Source organism: Sorangium sp. So ce145, from assembly GCF_051525985.1.
In the GTDB taxonomy this organism is placed as follows: Bacteria; Myxococcota_A; Polyangia; order Polyangiales; family Polyangiaceae; genus Sorangium; species Sorangium cellulosum_B.
Genome location: NZ_CP150315.1, coordinates 7,917,263 through 7,934,680 on the forward strand (window position 1 = coordinate 7,917,263; position 17,418 = coordinate 7,934,680).

The 17,418-nt window shown below is 71.8% G+C and carries 11 protein-coding genes; 7 read left to right on the plus strand and 4 right to left on the minus strand.

All coding sequences use genetic code 11. The annotated features are described in order from the left end of the window. Positions 1 to 162 precede the first annotated feature (162 nt). A complete protein-coding gene (locus WMF34_RS29125; protein WP_437989841.1) occupies positions 163 to 573 on the plus strand; it encodes a hypothetical protein in 411 nt (136 codons plus the stop codon). 219 nt (positions 574 to 792) lie between these two features. Here the strand turns inward: WMF34_RS29125 and WMF34_RS29130 are convergent, their stop codons facing one another. From WMF34_RS29130 to WMF34_RS29145, 4 genes are all read right to left on the minus strand, one after another. Continuing rightward, positions 793 to 2,688 carry a GMC family oxidoreductase gene (locus tag WMF34_RS29130; protein WP_437989842.1) on the minus strand — a complete coding sequence of 632 codons (1,896 nt, stop codon included), beginning with the start codon at positions 2,686 to 2,688 and terminating at the stop codon, positions 793 to 795. 78 nt (positions 2,689 to 2,766) lie between these two features. Beyond that, positions 2,767 to 5,214, minus strand: coding sequence for a hypothetical protein (locus WMF34_RS29135; RefSeq protein ID WP_437989843.1), 2,448 nt, complete (start codon positions 5,212 to 5,214; stop codon positions 2,767 to 2,769). 668 nt (positions 5,215 to 5,882) lie between these two features. After that, a complete protein-coding gene (locus WMF34_RS29140; RefSeq protein ID WP_437989844.1) occupies positions 5,883 to 7,502 on the minus strand; it encodes an ABC-F family ATP-binding cassette domain-containing protein in 1,620 nt (539 codons plus the stop codon). Between the two features lie 81 nt (positions 7,503 to 7,583). After that, on the minus strand, positions 7,584 to 8,231 hold the full coding sequence (locus tag WMF34_RS29145; protein WP_437989845.1) for an FmdE family protein: 648 nt from the start codon (positions 8,229 to 8,231) through the stop codon (positions 7,584 to 7,586). A 308-nt stretch (positions 8,232 to 8,539) separates the two neighbouring features. On the opposite strand from WMF34_RS29145, the gene WMF34_RS29150 reads away from it, so the two are divergent. From WMF34_RS29150 to WMF34_RS29175, 6 genes are all read left to right on the plus strand, one after another. Further along, on the plus strand, positions 8,540 to 10,147 hold the full coding sequence (locus WMF34_RS29150; protein ID WP_437989846.1) for a protein kinase domain-containing protein: 1,608 nt from the start codon (positions 8,540 to 8,542) through the stop codon (positions 10,145 to 10,147). A 58-nt stretch (positions 10,148 to 10,205) separates the two neighbouring features. Further along, positions 10,206 to 11,141, plus strand: a complete 936-nt coding sequence (locus WMF34_RS29155; RefSeq protein WP_437989847.1) for a tetratricopeptide repeat protein — start codon at positions 10,206 to 10,208, stop codon at positions 11,139 to 11,141. A gap of 71 nt (positions 11,142 to 11,212) precedes the next feature. Further along, a complete protein-coding gene (locus WMF34_RS29160) occupies positions 11,213 to 12,802 on the plus strand; it encodes a hypothetical protein (RefSeq protein WP_437989848.1) in 1,590 nt (529 codons plus the stop codon). Between the two features lie 248 nt (positions 12,803 to 13,050). Beyond that, positions 13,051 to 14,739: a hypothetical protein gene (locus WMF34_RS29165; protein ID WP_437989849.1), complete on the plus strand. Its 1,689-nt coding sequence runs from the start codon at positions 13,051 to 13,053 to the stop codon at positions 14,737 to 14,739. Positions 14,740 to 14,879: 140 nt separating this feature from the next. Next, entirely contained in the window at positions 14,880 to 15,653 is a 774-nt protein-coding gene (locus WMF34_RS29170) for a hypothetical protein (protein WP_437989850.1), read from the plus strand. A 55-nt stretch (positions 15,654 to 15,708) separates the two neighbouring features. Then, positions 15,709 to 17,382 carry a hypothetical protein gene (locus tag WMF34_RS29175; RefSeq protein ID WP_437989851.1) on the plus strand — a complete coding sequence of 558 codons (1,674 nt, stop codon included), beginning with the start codon at positions 15,709 to 15,711 and terminating at the stop codon, positions 17,380 to 17,382. The last annotated feature ends 36 nt before the right edge of the window (positions 17,383 to 17,418 follow it).

A 17,418-nucleotide genomic window follows, 5' to 3' on the forward strand; every position in this document is an offset into this window, starting at 1 on the left:
TCATCTCATTCGAGCTGGCGGGGACCAGGGCGCGTGTCCGCCGCATCCCGCGCGCCGAGCGCAGAGAGCAGCGACACCAACCTGTTCTCACCAACATTCAGAGCCAAGAGGGGCACAAAGGCATTTCCTGATATATCCAGGACGCTGGACCTGCTCGGCACGATGAACCGGAACACCAACAATGGCTACGACGAAGCGATCGCGTATGCCCTCTCGCTCGCGTCGGCCTGGTCGTACGCGGACCCGCACACGCTCCACGACGTCATGAACAGCATCGGGTTCGAGAATCGATGCTACTCAATCTCGCTGAGCAACGACGCCCTCTCCGTGCACACGAGCGCGTCGCTCCTCCAGCACGTCGACGGCTCTGCAGCGATCCTGTGCTTCCGCGGCACGGAGCCGACCAACATCATCAACTGGCTCACCGACGCCAGCGTCGCGCCGGAGCGCTTCCACACGTGGGGGGCCGTGCACGGCGGCTTCTATCGCAGCCTCATGCCGATGTCGCGCTACATCGCCTGCCGCCTGACGAGGGCGATTCGAGCGCCGCGGGCTGGCCGCACAGGTACGTGAACGTCTCCCATCAATCGCTGCGGCTGTACCGATCGGAGTTCGGTTGAGCTAGAGGCCGTGGACGCCGACGTCCGACGCCCACAACCGAGGCCGCGTCAGCCGGCGAAAGCACCCAGCGCCGGCGACGGCGCCACGAGGCGCCACGGTGAGAGCCACCGTGGCCGTGCCCCGAGCTGACGAGCAGATCCGCATGGCCCCCGGAGAGCCCCGCGCGCCGGCTCAGCCGCGGGCGTCTGCGAGGATGACGGCGGCGGCCTTCTCGGCGATCATCATGACCGCGCTGACGATGAAGAACCCCGGGATCCGCGGGAAGACCGACGCGTCGACGACGCGCAGGCCCTGCGTCCCGTGGACCCGGAAGTCGCTCGTGAGGACGCCATCCTGCTCCCGAGGGCCGATGGCGCACGAGCACGAGGCGTGATGGCCCCACGCGTTGTCGCGGACGAAGTTCTTGAGGTCATCGTCCGACTGGACGTGGTCGCCCGGGAGCTCCTCCTCGGCGATGAGCCCCTCCTTCTTGAGCGGAGCCGTCAGGGTGCGAACGAACTTGATGCCCGCGACCATCGACTCGAGGTCCTCTCCGCGGGTGTCGCCGCCCTCTTCGAAATAGCGGAAGTTGATCTCCGGGGTGTCGCGCGGATCGGCCGACCGCAGCGTCACCTCGCCCGCCCGGTTCTCGGTGTGCGCCTTGAGGATCGCCCACGTCAGGTAGTTGAGGTGCTTGGGGCCATCCGCCGAGTAGCCCGGGAAATAGCCCATGAACCGCCCCAGGAGCGCGAAGCAGAACAGGTCCGGCAGCGGTCGCTCGGGGACCGACCGATTGATGACCGCCAGCACGGAGCCGTTGGTCGTGTAGACGCCCGCTCGATGCGTCGCCCATTGCCGGTACTGGGGGTCGCCGGGAGAGTAGCGGGCACCTTTGAGGACGTCCCAGTGATCGAAGCTCATGCGGTTGACGACGCCCACCTCGTAGCGATCCTGCAGGTTCTTGCCCACGCCCCGCAGATCGACGCGCACCGCGATGCCGTGGCGCTCCAGCTCGTCGCGCGGGCCGACGCCGGAGAGCATCAGCAGCTGAGGCGTGTTGAAGGCCCCGCCTGCCAGGATCACCTCGCGCGACGCGCGTAGGGTGCGACGCTCGCCGTTCTCCTCCGCGGGGTTCGCGCCGGCGCGGTAGAGCCGGGCGCCCTTCTGGTACTCGACGCCGACCGCCCGGTTTTGCTCGTCGAACAGCACGCGCGTGACCAGCGCGTTGAGCTCGATCTTGAGACGATCGGGGTAGCGCCTCGCGACGTCGAGGACCCGCTCGCGGGGCCCGCTGCGCTGGTGGTTGCGGGTCGTGAGCGGGAGGTAGCGCACGCCCGTGGCGTTCACCCGCACCGACCGCCAGTCGTTGGGGTCGGCCTTGCCCTGGAACAGGCTGCGCAGGCGCTCGATCGGCGTGGTGACCGCATGAGATGCCCTGTACGCCGACTCGAGGAGGAACCGCACGAGATCGCGGTCCCCGAGGGCCACTTTCGGGATCGCCTTCTCGGTTTGCAGCCACCCGCTCCACCCGTGCCGCGTCGGATTGAACCCGAACATGCTCAGGAAGCGGTGAAACGGCCGGTGGTGGCAGTTCTCGAGCAGCTCGAAGTAGCCGCGCATCTTGTCCGCGCGCCAGGAGGCGTCCCCGGTGAGCTCGGCGATGTGATCCCAGTCATCGTTCTGCGGATAGACCAGGATCATCGCGTTGTGCGCGGTGCAGCCGCCCAGCGTCCCGGCCCGGGGATAGAGCACGCCGCGCGTCGGGTTGCCCTGCCACGTCTCGCGGTACTTGGGGTCGCGCCGCTGCTGTTCTTCGTTCGCGTAGTGGCGCACGAAGAAGTCCCACTTGATCGCGTTGTTCTCCGATGCGAGGGAGTGAAACACCGGCACGTCGTAGTCGTCGGGCAGGCGGTTCTTGTCGGGCTGGAAGGCGTCGCCGCCCGAGAGGGCGCGCGGATCACCCCCCGCCTCGAGCAGGACGACGGTGTGCCCCGCTTCGGCCAGACGCGCCGCGACCGTCCCGCCGCCGGCTCCAGACCCGACGACCACATACTCGTAGTCGCCCCGTGCGCCCTGTTCACCTATCATGTTCCGTCCTCCGCTTGGCGCGCGGAGATCCGGCCCACCGTGGCCGGACCCCGCGCACTCTCCATGGCCGGCCTGTGACTAGAAGGTCTTCAGGAACTCGATCAGCGCGCGCTTGTCGTCGTCGCTCAGCCCGGGCTCCTGGGCGAAATACGAGGTGCCAAAGTAATGGCCCCGGTTCACCACGAAGTCGGGGCACTGGCTGAGCTCGAGCAGCGGCGCCGCGAGATCCGCGAACACCTTGCGCGCCTCCTCGTCGCTCGCGCCGCGCGGCAAGGAATCCAGGTCGTGCTTGATCCTGAGCAGCACGGCGAGGAGCTTCTTGTCGTGGGCGAGGCGCTCCGCGAGATCCGGGCTCCTCGACTTCAGCGCCAGGTTGGCCAGCAGGTTGACCGGCGTGCCCTTCGGGATCGGCCCGATCTCGATCCCCGCGTCGCCCACCAGCCAGGGCGCGATCCGCTGGAGCGGACTGAGCAATGGCCGCAGGTGGTCGGGCAAGAAGCCAGCGGGCACGCGCAGGTAGCTCCTGTCGGTCGTCCGATCGATGATGCCTGGCACCTTGCCGCCGAGGACCGGATCCTTCTCGCGCCTCTCGGGCCAGAGCATCTTCTCGATCGCGTCCTCGAAGGACTGCATTCGCGCCTCCACCGAGGGGCTCGGGTTGAACTTACCCACCGTGTTGTTCAGGAGGAACGGCGCGGTCGACCACACGCTGATCAGCGACGGCACGCGCGTGTAGCCCCGGCCGCCGCCCGGCATCTTGTACGGGTGCGGCTCACCCGTGATCGGGTCGTGCACCGTGATCGTGCCGACGGGCGGCAAGGACTTGTACGAGTGCGAGGAGAAGTCCTCCCAGATGTCGCCAGCGAGCGCGTTCGTCGCGAGGGGGCTGCACGCGTTGGTCTCGAGCAGCGTGACGGGGATCCGCAGATCGTTCGACATGAAGTTGTCCTCGAGGAAGTCCTCCTTGAGGACGATCTCCCGCATCTCCCTCTTGAACTCGTCGGTCTTCGTCCACTCCCAGTAACGCTCGAAGCAGGTGAGGTATCCCGGGCCGGCGCAGCCGTCCGGGTCCAGCCCCGGCACCTTGGCGGGGACCTTGCTCGAGTGGCACCTCGCGCAGCGCTCGGCGAAGACCTCCTTGCCGCGGGTCAGCTTCGCCGTGTCCGCCGTCAGGTACCCCGCGCCCCCGGGCGCGTCCTTGAGCTTGTGCGGCGTGGAGCTCTTGAGGAAAAACAGCGCTGTGTCGGGGGTCTGGTTCTCGGTCGCCTCCCAGTACGTCGAGTTCTTGCGCGCGACCGCGATCTCGATGGGGCTCGTGGGCTTGCCGCCGACCAGCGCGTTGAAGTGCAGCAGCCACTCCTCGCTGAACTCACCGATGTTCAGGTACACGCGGTTGAGCGATCCCAGCGCGCCGACGGAGTCGGCGCCGTCCTTGAGCACGCGCGGCGCCCAGGCGGTCGAGGGTGCCTTGAAGAACTGCGTCAGCGGCCCCCCCTTGAAGAAGTCGTTGAACTGCTTGTTGTTCAGCTCGCCCCCGCCCAGCGTCTCCATGCCCCAGCGCTTGGCGTGCCGCAGCCGCGAGCCCAGCCCGTAGATGGCGTTCATCGTGCGCGGGTTGGTGATGTAGTCGGTGGAGACGAGCGACGTGTCCAGCGAGCCCGGCCTCGACGCGTGGAACACCTGGTAGGGGAAGCTCGTCGGATCCGCGTCCCAGGTGAAGATCCGGTCCCACCAGAAGTACTGGGCGCCGACGGTGGAGCTGAGGTTCTCCCAGCTCGGGTTCTCGGGATCGACGGGCGGATTGGTCGGGCTCGGGCCGACATGGCAGAACGCGCACGCCATGCCGATGCGGTAGGGCTTCACCAGATCCTTGGAGTAGTAGTAGCTCGGATCCTCGTAGTACCGCACCGGATCCCACTTCGCCGCGGCCGCCTCGTCGAATTTGGGATTCGGGAAGAGCCGCATACCCACGATGCCGGTGGCATAACCGTAGAAGGAGCCTACCGGAACGGTCTTGCCACGCGCGCCGATGACCACTCCCGGGTACTTCTCCTCGTTCTCGAACGGATCCGGAGGACAGTCCGCGCGCCGCTTGTCAAGCCACAGACCGAATCGCTCCGGGTCTGGTCCCGTGGCCCGCTCGAAGCAAGGCTCGTTCACCAGGCCGAGGTAGCTCCAGCGGTTGTCACGGCTGAACTTGAGCTTCGGATGGGACGATACCGTCTTCAAGAAGTCGAGATTGCCCTTGCTGAGCATCGAGATCTCGTCCCAGAAGCGGTCGTTGCCGGCCGACCATACGTTCCATGTATTGCGCCCCTTGATCTCTTCCCCGGTCAGGGCGATGCCGCCGTCCATGTCATGGAAGTAGTCCTCGTCCGCAGCGCTGAACGAGGCGGGCGTACGGCGTACGCTCCGCGCCTCGTCGAGCACATGCCCTGGTCGCGGTTTCTTGCAGCCAGCGAGGGCCAATGAGCACACGACCAAAAGGACGCCGCGCGAGATCATGTCGTGGATCGTGATAGCCATCGTCCTTCCCCTCCAGCAAAGGACAGTCCTCGGAATTTGCGAATGGAATACGGCGCCTCTCGCGCCAAGGCTGCGGCCGAACAGGTTGACGATGCGACCGGCGTTCTCGCAACGTTCGCTCGGCTCGACAGGCCGGCGGTCGGTCGGTCTTCGCCCGCTTCATCCGCAGGAGCGTCCATCCCCCGCTCGCGGATCCTTGGGTTCTGGCGTCGTCGACACAAACGCCGAACCACGCCGCGTCACACCGCGGCGCCTTGCCTTGCACCGGGTGTGTCACATCGCCTCAGCAGACGCAAATGGAGCGGCGCAGTGCGCTCGAGCGAGGGCGGATATGCAAGCTTCGCCCCGACAGCCGCGGCGCCGACATCGACGGAGGATTCGACGTCATGAGGGGCGGCTCGCCCGGGGCGCACGCGAGTCGGCGCGGGCGCTCCAACCGGCCTCGTGACATGGCGGTCGCCATGCCACGGGAGGCCACGTGGACAGCGGCGCCACGCACAAGGAGCTCGGCAGCCGTGGAGAGACGGGTCGAGTCAGCAGCGATGAAGAAGGCGGAGCATGAGAATCACGAGCACACGCCGCTCCGCTACCTGCGCACCTCGCAGGTGGCCGCCCCGGGCACGGAGTTCGATTGAGGGGGCGGATCCCGCCGAGCTCCGGCGGGCGCGCTACGAGGCCCTGGCGTTCTTCAGCGCGTCCGGGTTCCCCGGCCCCTCGAGGTACTCGTCGTACGTGCCGTTGAAGACGCGCGGATCCTTCGACGACAGATCGAGCACGCGGGTGCCGAGCTTGCCCACGAAGTGCCGGTCGTGGCTCGTCACGACGACCGTCCCCTTGTACTCGACGAGCGCCTGGAGGAGCGCGTCGATGCTCTCGACGTCGAGGTGGTTCGTCGGCTCGTCGAGCACGACGATGTTGTTCTTCACCAGGATGAGCTTCGCGAGGAACAGGCGCGCCGCCTCGCCGCCGGAGAGGTTCTCCGTCTTCTTGAGCCCGGCCTCGCCGCTGAAGAGCAGCTTCCCGAGCACCGAGCGCACGTGCTCCTTCGGGGCGGACGGATCGAAGCGGTACAGCCAGTCGTAGGCCGTGTACCCCGCCTCGATCGCCTCGTGGTGATCCTGCGCGAAATAGCCGACGTTCGTGTCGTGGCCCCACGTGACGGCCCCGGCGTCGGGCGTGTACTCGCCGACGAGGAGCTTGAGCAGCGTCGACTTGCCGATGCCGCTCGGCCCGATGACCGCGAGCTTGTCGCCGCGGTTCAGGTTGAAATCGAGCTTCTGGATCACGCGCCGATCCCCGAAGCTCTTGGAGAGGCCCTCGACGCGCAGCACGTCGCGGCCAGAGGGCTTCTCGATCTCGAACTTGATGTACGGGCGCACGACGCTCGATCGCCGGACCTGGATGCCCGCCTCGAGCTTCTCGATCTCCTTCACGCGCGACTGCGCCTGGCTCGACCGGCTCGCGCTCGCGCCGAAGCGGGCCACGAAGTCCTTGAGCTCGGCGATCTTCTTCTTCTTCTGCGCGGCGTCGGCCTCCGACTGGCGCTTGCCGGTCGTCTTCTGCTCGATGAAGTCGTCGTAGTCGCCCGTGTAGAGCGTGACCGTCTGGTAGTCGACGTCGGCGACGTGCGTCGCGATCGCGTTCATGAAGTGCCGGTCGTGGCTGACGACGAGGAGCGTGCCGCGGAAGGTGTCGGTCAGGTACGACTCGAGCCAGCGGATCGAGTCGAGGTCGAGGTGGTTCGTCGGCTCGTCGAGGAGCAGGACGTCCGCGCCCCCGAAGAGCGTCTGGGCGATGAGGACGCGGAGCTTGTACCCGCCCGCGAGCGTGCTCACCGCGCTCGTGTGCCGGGCGGTCGCGATCCCGAGCCCCTCGAGGATCTCGGCGGCGCGCGACTCGGCGGTGTAGCCGTCCTCCTCGCCGATCGTCCCCTCGAGCTCGGCCAGCCGCATGCCGACCTCGTCGGTCATCTCGACCTCGTACAGCCGATCGCGCTCCTGCATCGCGTCCCAGAGCGCCCGGTTGCCCATCAGGACCGTGTCGATGATCCTGCAGGACTCGTAGGCGAAATGGTCCTGCTTGAGCACCCCGACGCGGAGCTGCTTCGGGATCTCGACCGAGCCCTGATCCGACTCCTCCTCGCCGGAGATGACCTTGAGGAGCGTCGATTTCCCCGCTCCGTTCGCGCCGACGAGCACGTAGCGCTTGCCGGGGTCGAAGCGCATCGTGACGTTCTCGAAGAGAATTTTGGGACCGTACCGCTTGGTGAGCTTTTCGAGCGTGATCATCTCAGCGGCGCCGGGCGTAGCACGTGTGCGCCTGCGGTTCCGGTGAATTCCGGAGGCGGCGCGCCCCCCGGGGCAGGCGCGTCACCGCGGCGCGCCGGGCGGCGGGCTGGCGGCGCGCGCCGGCGCTTCCTCGAATACCTCGGCCTCTGGCAAGGAAAGGACCTCCCTGCCGGCCGATTCCAGCGTCTCTCTCGGCACGTCGCGGAAGCGCGCGCGGAACGCCGCAGACGGGCGGAGGGTCACGGCCTGTCCGGTCGACCTGCGCCTGTACGTGGTCTCCACGCCGTCCTCGCTCGCCTCGATCAGGCTGAGATTCAGCTTCCCGAGGCTGGCCCCCGTCGCGGCGGCGGCGCCGTCGGCGATGCAGGAGAACTGCACGCTCCGCGGGCTGTGGTGGATCACCTCGAGGTCGAAGCTTTTCGCCGGCAGCCCGAGCCTCGCGAGCGCAAAGCGCCCCATGCGGTAGCCGGCGACGGCCCACGGCCCCGCCCCGCCGTGGATCGCGGCGACGGCGCGGAGCTCGTCGTCCGGGGCCTCCGCGGCCGGGCGGCCCACCGCGGCCGGGTGGCCGTGGTGGTGGGCCGCGTGCCGCTGCCCGCGGCCCTGAGTGGCAGGCGCATGCGGCCGGCCGGCGGTCTCCCGCGCCGGGCCCTCGTGGGGATGGGCGGCCGCGCCGCCGCACCGGATCGAGGAAATGGCGGCGAGGAGGATCAACGCCGCTTGGCTCATCGTTTTGCGCATGCTCGCTCGATCCCCGTGAGGGCGGCGGAGTGTCCCCGTTCGCGCGCGACGTCAAGGGCGTCGGGCCGCGCGCCGCTGCCCGCGACGCCCCGGATCCGCCCGCTCCGGCGAGCGCGCAGGCGTACCCTGGACGGTTTCACGCACCGCGGCGTCAGACCGGGGTAACATGCGCCCGTCATGCCGCGCGCGCCCGCCAGCCGTCCCCGCCGCTCCAGCCGCGCCGGCCTCGCTGGCTCCGCTGGCCTCGCCGGCGACGCGACGACCCACGTGGCCCGCGCCGGGGGTGATGCTCGCCGATGACCCGCGTCCCCCCTGAAGGCTTCCGGCCCGAAGCGCTCGTAGGCCAGGTCCTGCGCGGCAAGTGGCGGCTGGAGCGCCTGCTGGGCTTCGGCGGGATGGCCATGGTCTACGCCGCCACGCACCGCAACGGGATGCGCGGCGCGGTGAAGATCCTCCGCCGCGAGCTGTCCGAGGACGAGGAGGCGCGCTCGCGCTTCCTGCGCGAGGGCTACGTCGCCAACCGCGTCGAGCACCCGGGCATCGTCCGGGTGCTCGACGACGACGTCACCGACGATGGCTCGGTGTTCCTGGTGATGGAGCTGCTCGAGGGCGAGACCGTCGAGGCGCGCCGCGCGCGCGAGCCGGGCGGCGTGCTCGGCGTGAACGAGGTGCTCGGCATCGCCGACGACCTGCTCGACGTGCTCGCCGTCGCGCACGAGCGCGGGATCGTGCACCGCGATCTCAAGCCGGACAACCTGTTCCTCACGCGCCACGGACAGCTGAAGGTGCTCGACTTCGGCATCGCGCGGCTGCGCGAGCTCTCCTCCTCCCCGGCGAACGCCTCCACGCGCGCCGGCACCCTGATGGGGACGCCGCAGTTCATGCCGCCGGAGCAGGCGCGGGGGCAGTGGGACAGGGTCGACCCGCGCAGCGATCTGTGGGCCGTCGGGAGCACGATGTACCAGCTCCTCTCGGGGCGGTACGTGCACCAGGCCGAGACGCTCCCGCTGCTGCTCCTCGCGGCGATGACGCAGCCGGCGCCGCCGGTGGGCAGCGTCCTGCCGGCCCTGCCCCCGCCGATCGCCGGCGTGATGGACGTGGCGCTCGCGTTCGACCCCGACCGCCGCTGGCCGAACGCCCGCGCGATGCAGCGCGCGCTCCGCCAGGCGCGGGGCGGCGCGGCGCTCGAGCTGGCTCCGGGCACGCCCCCGGATGCCGGGCGCGCGCCCTTGCACTCGGAGCACGGGCGCGCGCCCTTGCACTCGGATCCAGGGCGCCCGTCGGCGCAGGCGCGAGGCCCCGGGAGCGGGCCGCGCGGCACGGAGTTCGCCGCGGCGGGCACGGCCAGCGGCGTCGCGGCCGGCGGCGGCGCGGCCAGCACCGGCACGGTCTCGCCGGTCGTGGAGCGCTCGGCCAGCGCGGAGCGCTCCGCGCCGCGCGCGGCGGCCGCGGGCGCGCTCCTCGCCGGCGCGCTGGCCGTGGGCGCCCTGGTCGCGCTCGTGTGGTGGCAGCGCGGGGGCGAAAGGGGCGCGGAGGATCCGTCGCACGGCTCCACGGTGGAGGCCGAGCCGCGCCTCACCGCGGGCGCCGGGGCGACGACGGCGCCGCCCGACAGCGCAGGCTCGCCCGGGGCCGGCGTGCAGCCGGCGCCGTCCGGCGATGCGGTCCCCGCGATCGCGCCGTCCGCGCCCGCGACGACGCCGGCGCCCGAGGCCGCGATCGCGACGGCCGCGAGCGCGTCCGCGCACGCCGCGCCGGCGAGCGCGAGCGCGAGCGCGGCCGCGCCGAGGCCCGCCGCCGGGGGCAGGGCGCGATCGCCCGCGACCGCGACGAAGGCGCCCGCCGCGCCGACGCCTGCCCCCGCGCCGACGCCGGCGGAGGACCCGTACAACCGGAGACGTTGAGGTCGCACGGATGCGTAGATCGAGCCCGCGTAGACGATTCCCGGCGGAGGTGCTCGCCGTGGGAGGAGCCGTGCTCCTCGCCTGCCCCGACGCCTCCGCGCAGGGGCGCGATCCTGCGGCCGCGGAGGCGCTGTTCGACGCCGGCAGGGCGGCGCTGCAGGCGAAGGACTACGACGCCGCGTGCCCGAAATTCCGGGAGAGCTACGAGCTCGATCCGGCGCCCGGGGCGCTGCTCAACCTCGGCGACTGCGAGGAGAAGCGCGGCAGGGTCGCGACCGCGTGGTCGATCTTCCGGCAGCTCGCGCGCGATCTGCCCGCGAACGACGACCGCCGCCCCATCGCCCAGTCGCGCGCGGCGGCGCTCGAGGCCCGCGTGCCGAGGCTCACGATCCGGCTCGCGCCGGAGGCGCCCGCGGACACGGCGGTGCAGCGCGCGGGGGTCCCGGTCGGCGCGGGCTCGCTGGGCTCGCCGTTGCCGGTGGACCCGGGCGAGGTGCAGGTGACGGCGGCGGCGCCGGGCCGGAAGCAGAAGATCTTCACGGTGCAGCTCGCGGAGGGCGCGCAGGTCGAGCTGCTCGTGGCGCCGGAGGAGGCCGCGGCCGCCGCGGGCGCGGGGCCCGCGCTCCCCCCGAAGACCGCCCCGCAGGAGGCGGGGAGCTCGCCCCGGCGGACGGCCGGCTGGATCAGCGCCGGCGTCGGCGCGGTCGGGATCGGCGTCGGCGCCGTGTTCGGCGCGCGCGCGATCGGGAAGAAGGGCGACGCCGAGGCGTACTGCGACGAGGACAACGTCTGCCTGGATCAGGGGATCAAGCTGCAGAAGCAGGGCGTGACCGCGGGGACGATCTCGACGGTCGCGTTCCTCGTCGGGGCGGCGGCGCTGGGCACGGGCGCGGTGCTCGTCTTCACGGCGCCCTCCTCGGGGCAAGGGTCGCCGGCGCCCCGGGCCACCATCGGCGTGGTGCCGGGAGGCGCCGTGGCGACCGTCGTCTTTTGACGGGAGCTGCGCGGCGTCGCCGCGAGGGAGGGGCCCAGTTGGTGAAGCGCAATCAGAGGAGCATCCGAGCCGTGGTCTCCGCCGTCCTGCTCGTCGCCGCGGGCGCGGGGGGTTGCAACGCGCTCATCGGCCTCGAGGTCGGCCAGCTGGACGCATCGACGGGCGGCACGGGCGGCACGGGCACGGGCGGAGGAGCCGAGGGCGGCGGTGGCAGCGACGGCGGCGGCGCCGGCACGGGCGGGAGCGGCGGAGGCGATGGCGGCGGCGCTGGCACGGGCGGCAGCGCCGGCGGCGGCGGCGGCGAGGCGCCGTTCTGCGGCGAGGATCGCAAGGACGCCATCCGCGGGCCGCAGGCGCGCTGGGGCACGACCGTCGGGCTCGACGTCACCGACGTCGCGGCGCACGGCGACGGGGTGACGGCCATCATCAACGAGAAGGGCACGATCTCCGTCGCGCGGTGGGCGCGCGGCGGCACCCGCGATGCCGGGTATGGGCTGACGGCGACCGATCTGCTGGAAGGCGACATCAAGGCCACGCACCTCTCCGTCGGCCAGGGGCTCGCCTACGTGGCCGGGTGGTCGGACAGCGGCGCCCAGCTGCCCAGCGCGTCCACCACCGGGTGCGTCATCACCGGGCGCGCGCTCTCTCACCCGAGCTTCCTCGCTGCGCTCGACGAGAGGGGCCAGTGCCGGTGGGCGTGGTCGCCGGACGGCGGCGCCACCTCCACCCCGCTCGGCCTCGCTGCGGCGCCCGGCGCGGTGGTGATCGCCGCCTCGGTGAAGGGGCCGAGCGTGAACGACGGCGCGTGCACCCTCGCGATGGGCGGCGCGGAGACGTCCGTGGGGCTGGCCGCGCTCGATCCGGCGGCAGGCGGTTGCCTGTGGGGGATGCCCATCGGCCCGTCGCCGGCCGTGACCGTCGGAGAGCTCCTCGTCGACGAGGCGCGCGGCGAGGTGCTGGCGGTCGGCCGCTACGAGGGCGAGGAGGGCTACGTCGTCGGGGGAGCGCTGCTCCCTCCCTCGCAGGATCGCGATGTGTTCGTGGCGCGCTTCGCGCTGACCGAGGGGTCGCTCAAGGGCATCGACGCGTTCCCCCTCCCCGGGCGTCAGGAGGTGGACCAGCGCGGGGCCGCGCTGCTCCCGGACGGCGACGTCGTGATCGTCGGCTCCTATGCCGGCTCGCTCGATTTCGGCGAGGGCTGCCCGCCGGCGCCCGAAGAGGACGCGCCGAACATGGAGAACTTCTTCGTCATGCGCGTCTCCGGCCCGTCCGTCGTCTGGGGCCGCGGGTTCGGCGACGCGGGGCACCGGCAGTGGGTCGCCAGCGTGGCGGCGGCGCCCGATGGGCTGATCTACGTGACGGGGAACTACCAGGGCGAGATCGACCTCGGGAACGGCGGGAAGCTCGTCGCTCCCGCGACGGACGCCGATCCGATGGTCGGGTTTCTGATCGTGCTCGACGCCCGCGGCAACGTCGTCTCGGCCTCCGAGCTGAAGGGGACGGGCGACGCTTACGTGTGGGCCGCCGCGCCCGGCCCGGCGCCCGGCGACGCCCTCTATCTCGGCGGGGAGCTGGGCAGCACCCTCGATATCGGGCGCGACCCGCCGCTCACCGACGCGATGGGGCGCGGGTTCGTCGCTGAGCTCCCGGGCGTGCGGTGATCCCCGCGGTCCGGCGCGCTGGACCGCGAGCGCTCGACGCCCCGCCCCTCGCATCGGCCGCTGCGACCGGATCGCCGCGGCGCGCGCTCGGGCCGACGGCGGACGGCGGAGAGCGCGCCTTTCGGTGAGGGACGCGCCGGAACCCTCTCGACTCCTGGAGCGACGCTCGCCATGAAGTCGATGGTGGCGAGCGAGACGAGAGATCTCGCTGCCGGCCGCGGCGGCGCCGCGCCACCAGGAGACGAGAGATGAAGCGCGATCTCAGGAGCACTCGACCCATGTTCTGCGCCGGGCTGCTCATCACCGCGGCCGCGGGGGGCTGCAACGCGATCATCGGGCTCGAGGTCGGCGAGCTCGACGCCTCGGCGGGCGGCGCGGGCGCCACCGCTTCGAGCGTGTCGGCCGGCGGCGCAGGAGGCGAAGGCGGTCGCGGCGAGGGCGGCGCTGGCGGGGGCGGCGCTGGCGAGGGCGGCACCGGCGACGGCGGCACCGGCGGCACCAGCGACGGCGGCGCCGGCGGCGCCGGCGAGGGCGGCGCCGGCGGCGGGAACGAGGCGCTCTGCAGCCACGCCCGCGAGGGAGCCGTCCGGCCGCCGTCGGGAGAGTGGGGCACGCTGTCCGGCCTGGCGGTCGTCGGCCTCGCGGCGCGAGACGGCGAGGTGACGGCCCTGGTCAAGGAGAGCCGGGTGCTCGTCAGCGAGCCCACCAAGACCAGGACGGGGTTCTCGGTCGCGAGGTGGAACCCGTCCGGGGTCCGCGAGAGCGCGTACGGGATGACGACCGGCGACATGCTCGGCAGCATCTCGGCCGAGCACCTGGCCGTCGCCTCGGACCTCGCTTATGTGGCCGGCTGGTCGGAAGCTCCCCTCACCTTGCTCGCGTCGGGCGGCAGCGGCCGGTGCACCGCCAGCGCGGGCGCGGACACCGGCCGCAAGCCGAGCTTCCTGCTGGCGCTCGACCAGCTGGGCAAGTGCAGGTGGGCCTGGAGCGTGGAGGCGGAGCACAACGCCTACCCGCTCGGGCTCGCGGCGACGGCCGACCGGGTCACCTTCGCCGTCTCGCGATCCGGGGCGACGAGCGCGACCACCGACGATTGCGTCCTCGGGGCCGCCGACCAGCGCGGGGTCACGGATCTCGTGACCTTCAACGCCGGCGGCAAGTGCAGGTGGAGCCGCGCGCTCGGATCCTCCGCGGCCGTGCACGTCGCGGAGGTCATCGCCGCGCCGCAGGCGGGCGAGGTGCTCGTCGTCGGCGACTACGATGCGCCGGACGGGCCGCTCGACATCCAGGGGAGAACGCTCCCCCGCGCGCCGGATCGCGATCTGTTCGTGGCGCGCTTCCGGCTCGAAGACGGCGCCCTGACGGGCCTCATCCCGCTCACCGCCGCTGGGAGCCAGGCGGCGGCGCGGCACGGGTCCGCGCTGCTCCCGGACGGCGACATCGTGGTCGCCGGGACCTACACCGGGCCGTCCTTCAGCTTCGAGGACGATTGTCCGCTGCTGCCTCCCACAGGAGACACGGAGAACTCGTTCGTCGCGCGCGTCTCGAAGAAGGGAGTGGTCTGGAGCCGCGGGTTCGGCGACGAGGAGCGAGATCAGATGGTCGTCAGTCTGGCGGTGGACGGAGCAGGCGCGATCTACATGGCGGGGACGCTCGAGGGCGAGATCGCCCTGGGGAACGGCGAGAGCCTCACGGCCAGGACGGACGAATTGCAGAGCTTTCTGATCGTGCTCAATCCCAGCGGCAACGTCCTCTCGGCGACCGCGTTCGCGGGCACAGGCACGGTGGGCGTGTGGGCGGTCGCGCCGGGCGCGACGATCGGCGATCCCTTCACCATCGGCGGTGAGCTGACGGAGACGTTCTCTCTCGTCCCCAGCGACCATCCCAGCGCTGCGCCGGGCGAAGGGTTCATCGCCCGGGTGAAGGGGTTGCCGTGAGCGCCACGCGCGGACGCCAGCGCACCACGCGAGCAGTCCATGACATTTCCGCACGACGACACGCAGCCTGCGACCGGACCGCAGCGGCACGCATTCCAGCCCGGGTTGACGAAGGGGGGACTGGCAGCTTCCATGAGAGGATGCGCTCGCTTCACCGCCTCTTCTGTCTCTGCCTGGCCCTCCCTGCCGGACTCAACTGTGGATTCCCCGACGCCACCTTCACGGAGCGCTCCAGCACGGGCGTGGGCGGCGCGAGCGGCACGGCGGACTCGGCGAGCTCCGCCGCGGCGTCCTCGGGCGCGGCGGGCCCCGGCGGCGGCGCGGAGGCCTCCAGCGCCGGCGGGAACGGCGGCGGCCCGACGGGCACCGGCGGCGATGCACCGGGCTCCGGAGGCGGCGCGGCAGGCTCCGGCGGCGGCTCGGCGACCTCCAGCGCGAGCACCGGCGGCGGCTCCGCGGGCTCCGGCGGCTCGGCGACCTCCAGCGCGAGCGCCAGCGCGGCGACCTCCGGCGCCGGTGGCGGCTCGACGACCTCCAGCGCGAGCGCCGGGCCGGCGACCTCCAGCTCCAGCGGTGGCACCGTCGACTGCGACGCCGACAAGGACGGCTATCTGTCGATCGCGTGCGAGGGCGGCGACGACTGCAACGACGACAACCCCTCGGTCCACCCGAACCAGCCCAGCACCTTCTACGACTCGCCGATCCCTCCGGGACGCAGCTTCGATTACGACTGCAGCGGCAAGGAGGAGATGGAGTTCGCCTCCGTCAAGTGCACTGGCCTGCTCGTCTGTGCCGCGGCGAACAACGTGTTTCTGAGCGACGTCCCGTGTGGAAGCCGGGGCCCGTTCGGCTCCTGCGACCTCACCTGCAAATCGATCATCACCTTTCCCAATTACGTCAGGGAATGCCATTGAGCCCGCGCTGCCTCGGTGGCGGATCGAGGGTGCCACGCAACGGAGAGCCGCCCCGATGAGACCCGAACCTGGTGCCATCCGATCCGTCGTGTCCTGCGCCTGCCTGCTCGCCGCGGCGGCGGGGGGCTGCAACGCGATCATCGGGCTGGAGGTCGGCGAGCTGGCTCCGTCGCAGTCCGGCGCGGACGCGGCCTCGGCCTCCTCCTCGGGAGGCCCTGGCGCTGGAGGCTCGGGCGCCGGTGGTGAGGGCACCGGTGGTGCAGGGGGCGGCGACGGCGGCGGTGGAGGCAGCGGCGGCGACGGCGGCGGTGGTGGAGGCAGCGGCGGCAATGGCGGGGGCAGCGGCGGCGGGGGCAGCGGTGGCGGGGGTCCGCTGTGCAGCGACGCCGAGGGGACCGTCGTCGAGCCGTCGGCCAGCTGGGGAGAGACGCTCGGCTTCGACGTCGGCGACCTCGCGGCGTCGGACGGCGCGCTGACGGCGGTCATCACGGAGGTCCTCGCCAGCGGGGCGTTCCGCTTCTCGGTCGCGAAGTGGACCTCCGGCGGGGAAAACGATTCCCGGTACGGGCTGTCGGCGAACGATGTCTGGGGCTTGCACCTGGCCGCGGGCGACGGCGCCACCTACGTGGCCGGGGAGGCCGCGGGGGCGACGAGTCTCCCCGGTGGGCTCCTCGACGCGTGCCGCGTCGGCCCTGCGCTGGTCGCCACCAGCTACACGACGAGCTTCGTCGCGGCGCTCGACGCGAACGGCCGTTGCGGGTGGGCGTGGAGCGTCGACGCGCAGCACAACACCACGGCGCGCGCCATGGCGGCGAATTCCGAGGCGGTCGTCTTCGCCGTCGACGTGACGGACGCCGGCCGGAGCTTCGGCCCGTGCGAGCTGAAGAGCGTCCCGGCGGAGTCGGCGCTGCTCGCCGCGCTTTACCCGGCGGACGGCGCGTGCAAGTGGCAACACCGCCTCGGGCCGCGGGCGGCCGTGACCGTCAAGGCGCTCCCCGTCAACCCGAAGGCGAGCGGCAACCTCGTGACGGTCGTGGGCGACTACGAGTCGCTCGGCGGAGCGGTCACGTTCGGTGGACAGACCCCCTTCGCCTCGGAGCAGCGCGACGTCTTCGTCGCGCGCTACACGGCGATCGACGGCGCTCTGGTGGACTTGACCACGCTGAACGTCGAGGGAGATCAGCAGGTGGCGCAGCACGGCGCCGCGCTGCTCCCGGGCGGCGACGTCGTGATCGCCGGCTCGTACCGGGGGGTCGTCGACTTCGGCGGCGGCTGCCCGGCGTTGCCCGACGCGGGGGACACGGAGAGCTTCTTCGTCGCGCGCGTCTCGAGGAAGGGCGTCGTGTGGAGCCGCGGGTTCGGCGACGACAAGGAGAGCCAGGTCGCGGCCGGCGTGGCGGTGGACGGCGCTGGCGCGATCTACGTCACCGGGGAGTTCACGGGCACGATCCCGCTGGGGAGCGCCGGGAGCCTCACGACGTCCCAGAAGCGGGCGGGGTTTCTGATGCGGCTCGACGCGCAGGGCAACCTGATCTCCGCGACCAAGGTCGAAGGAGCCGGCACCGTCGCCCTCCGCGTCGTCGCGGTGGACGGGGCGCTCGGCGGGCCCGTCTACGTCGCCGGCGCCGTGACGGGCGCGCTCCACCTCGACGGCCTCGCCGCGCCGCTCGGGAGCGAGAGCGATAACGAGTCCCGCGGGTTCATCGCGAGGCTCTCCGGCGCGCGCTGATCCGGAGGACCGCGGCGGCGACATGCGGCGGACGCA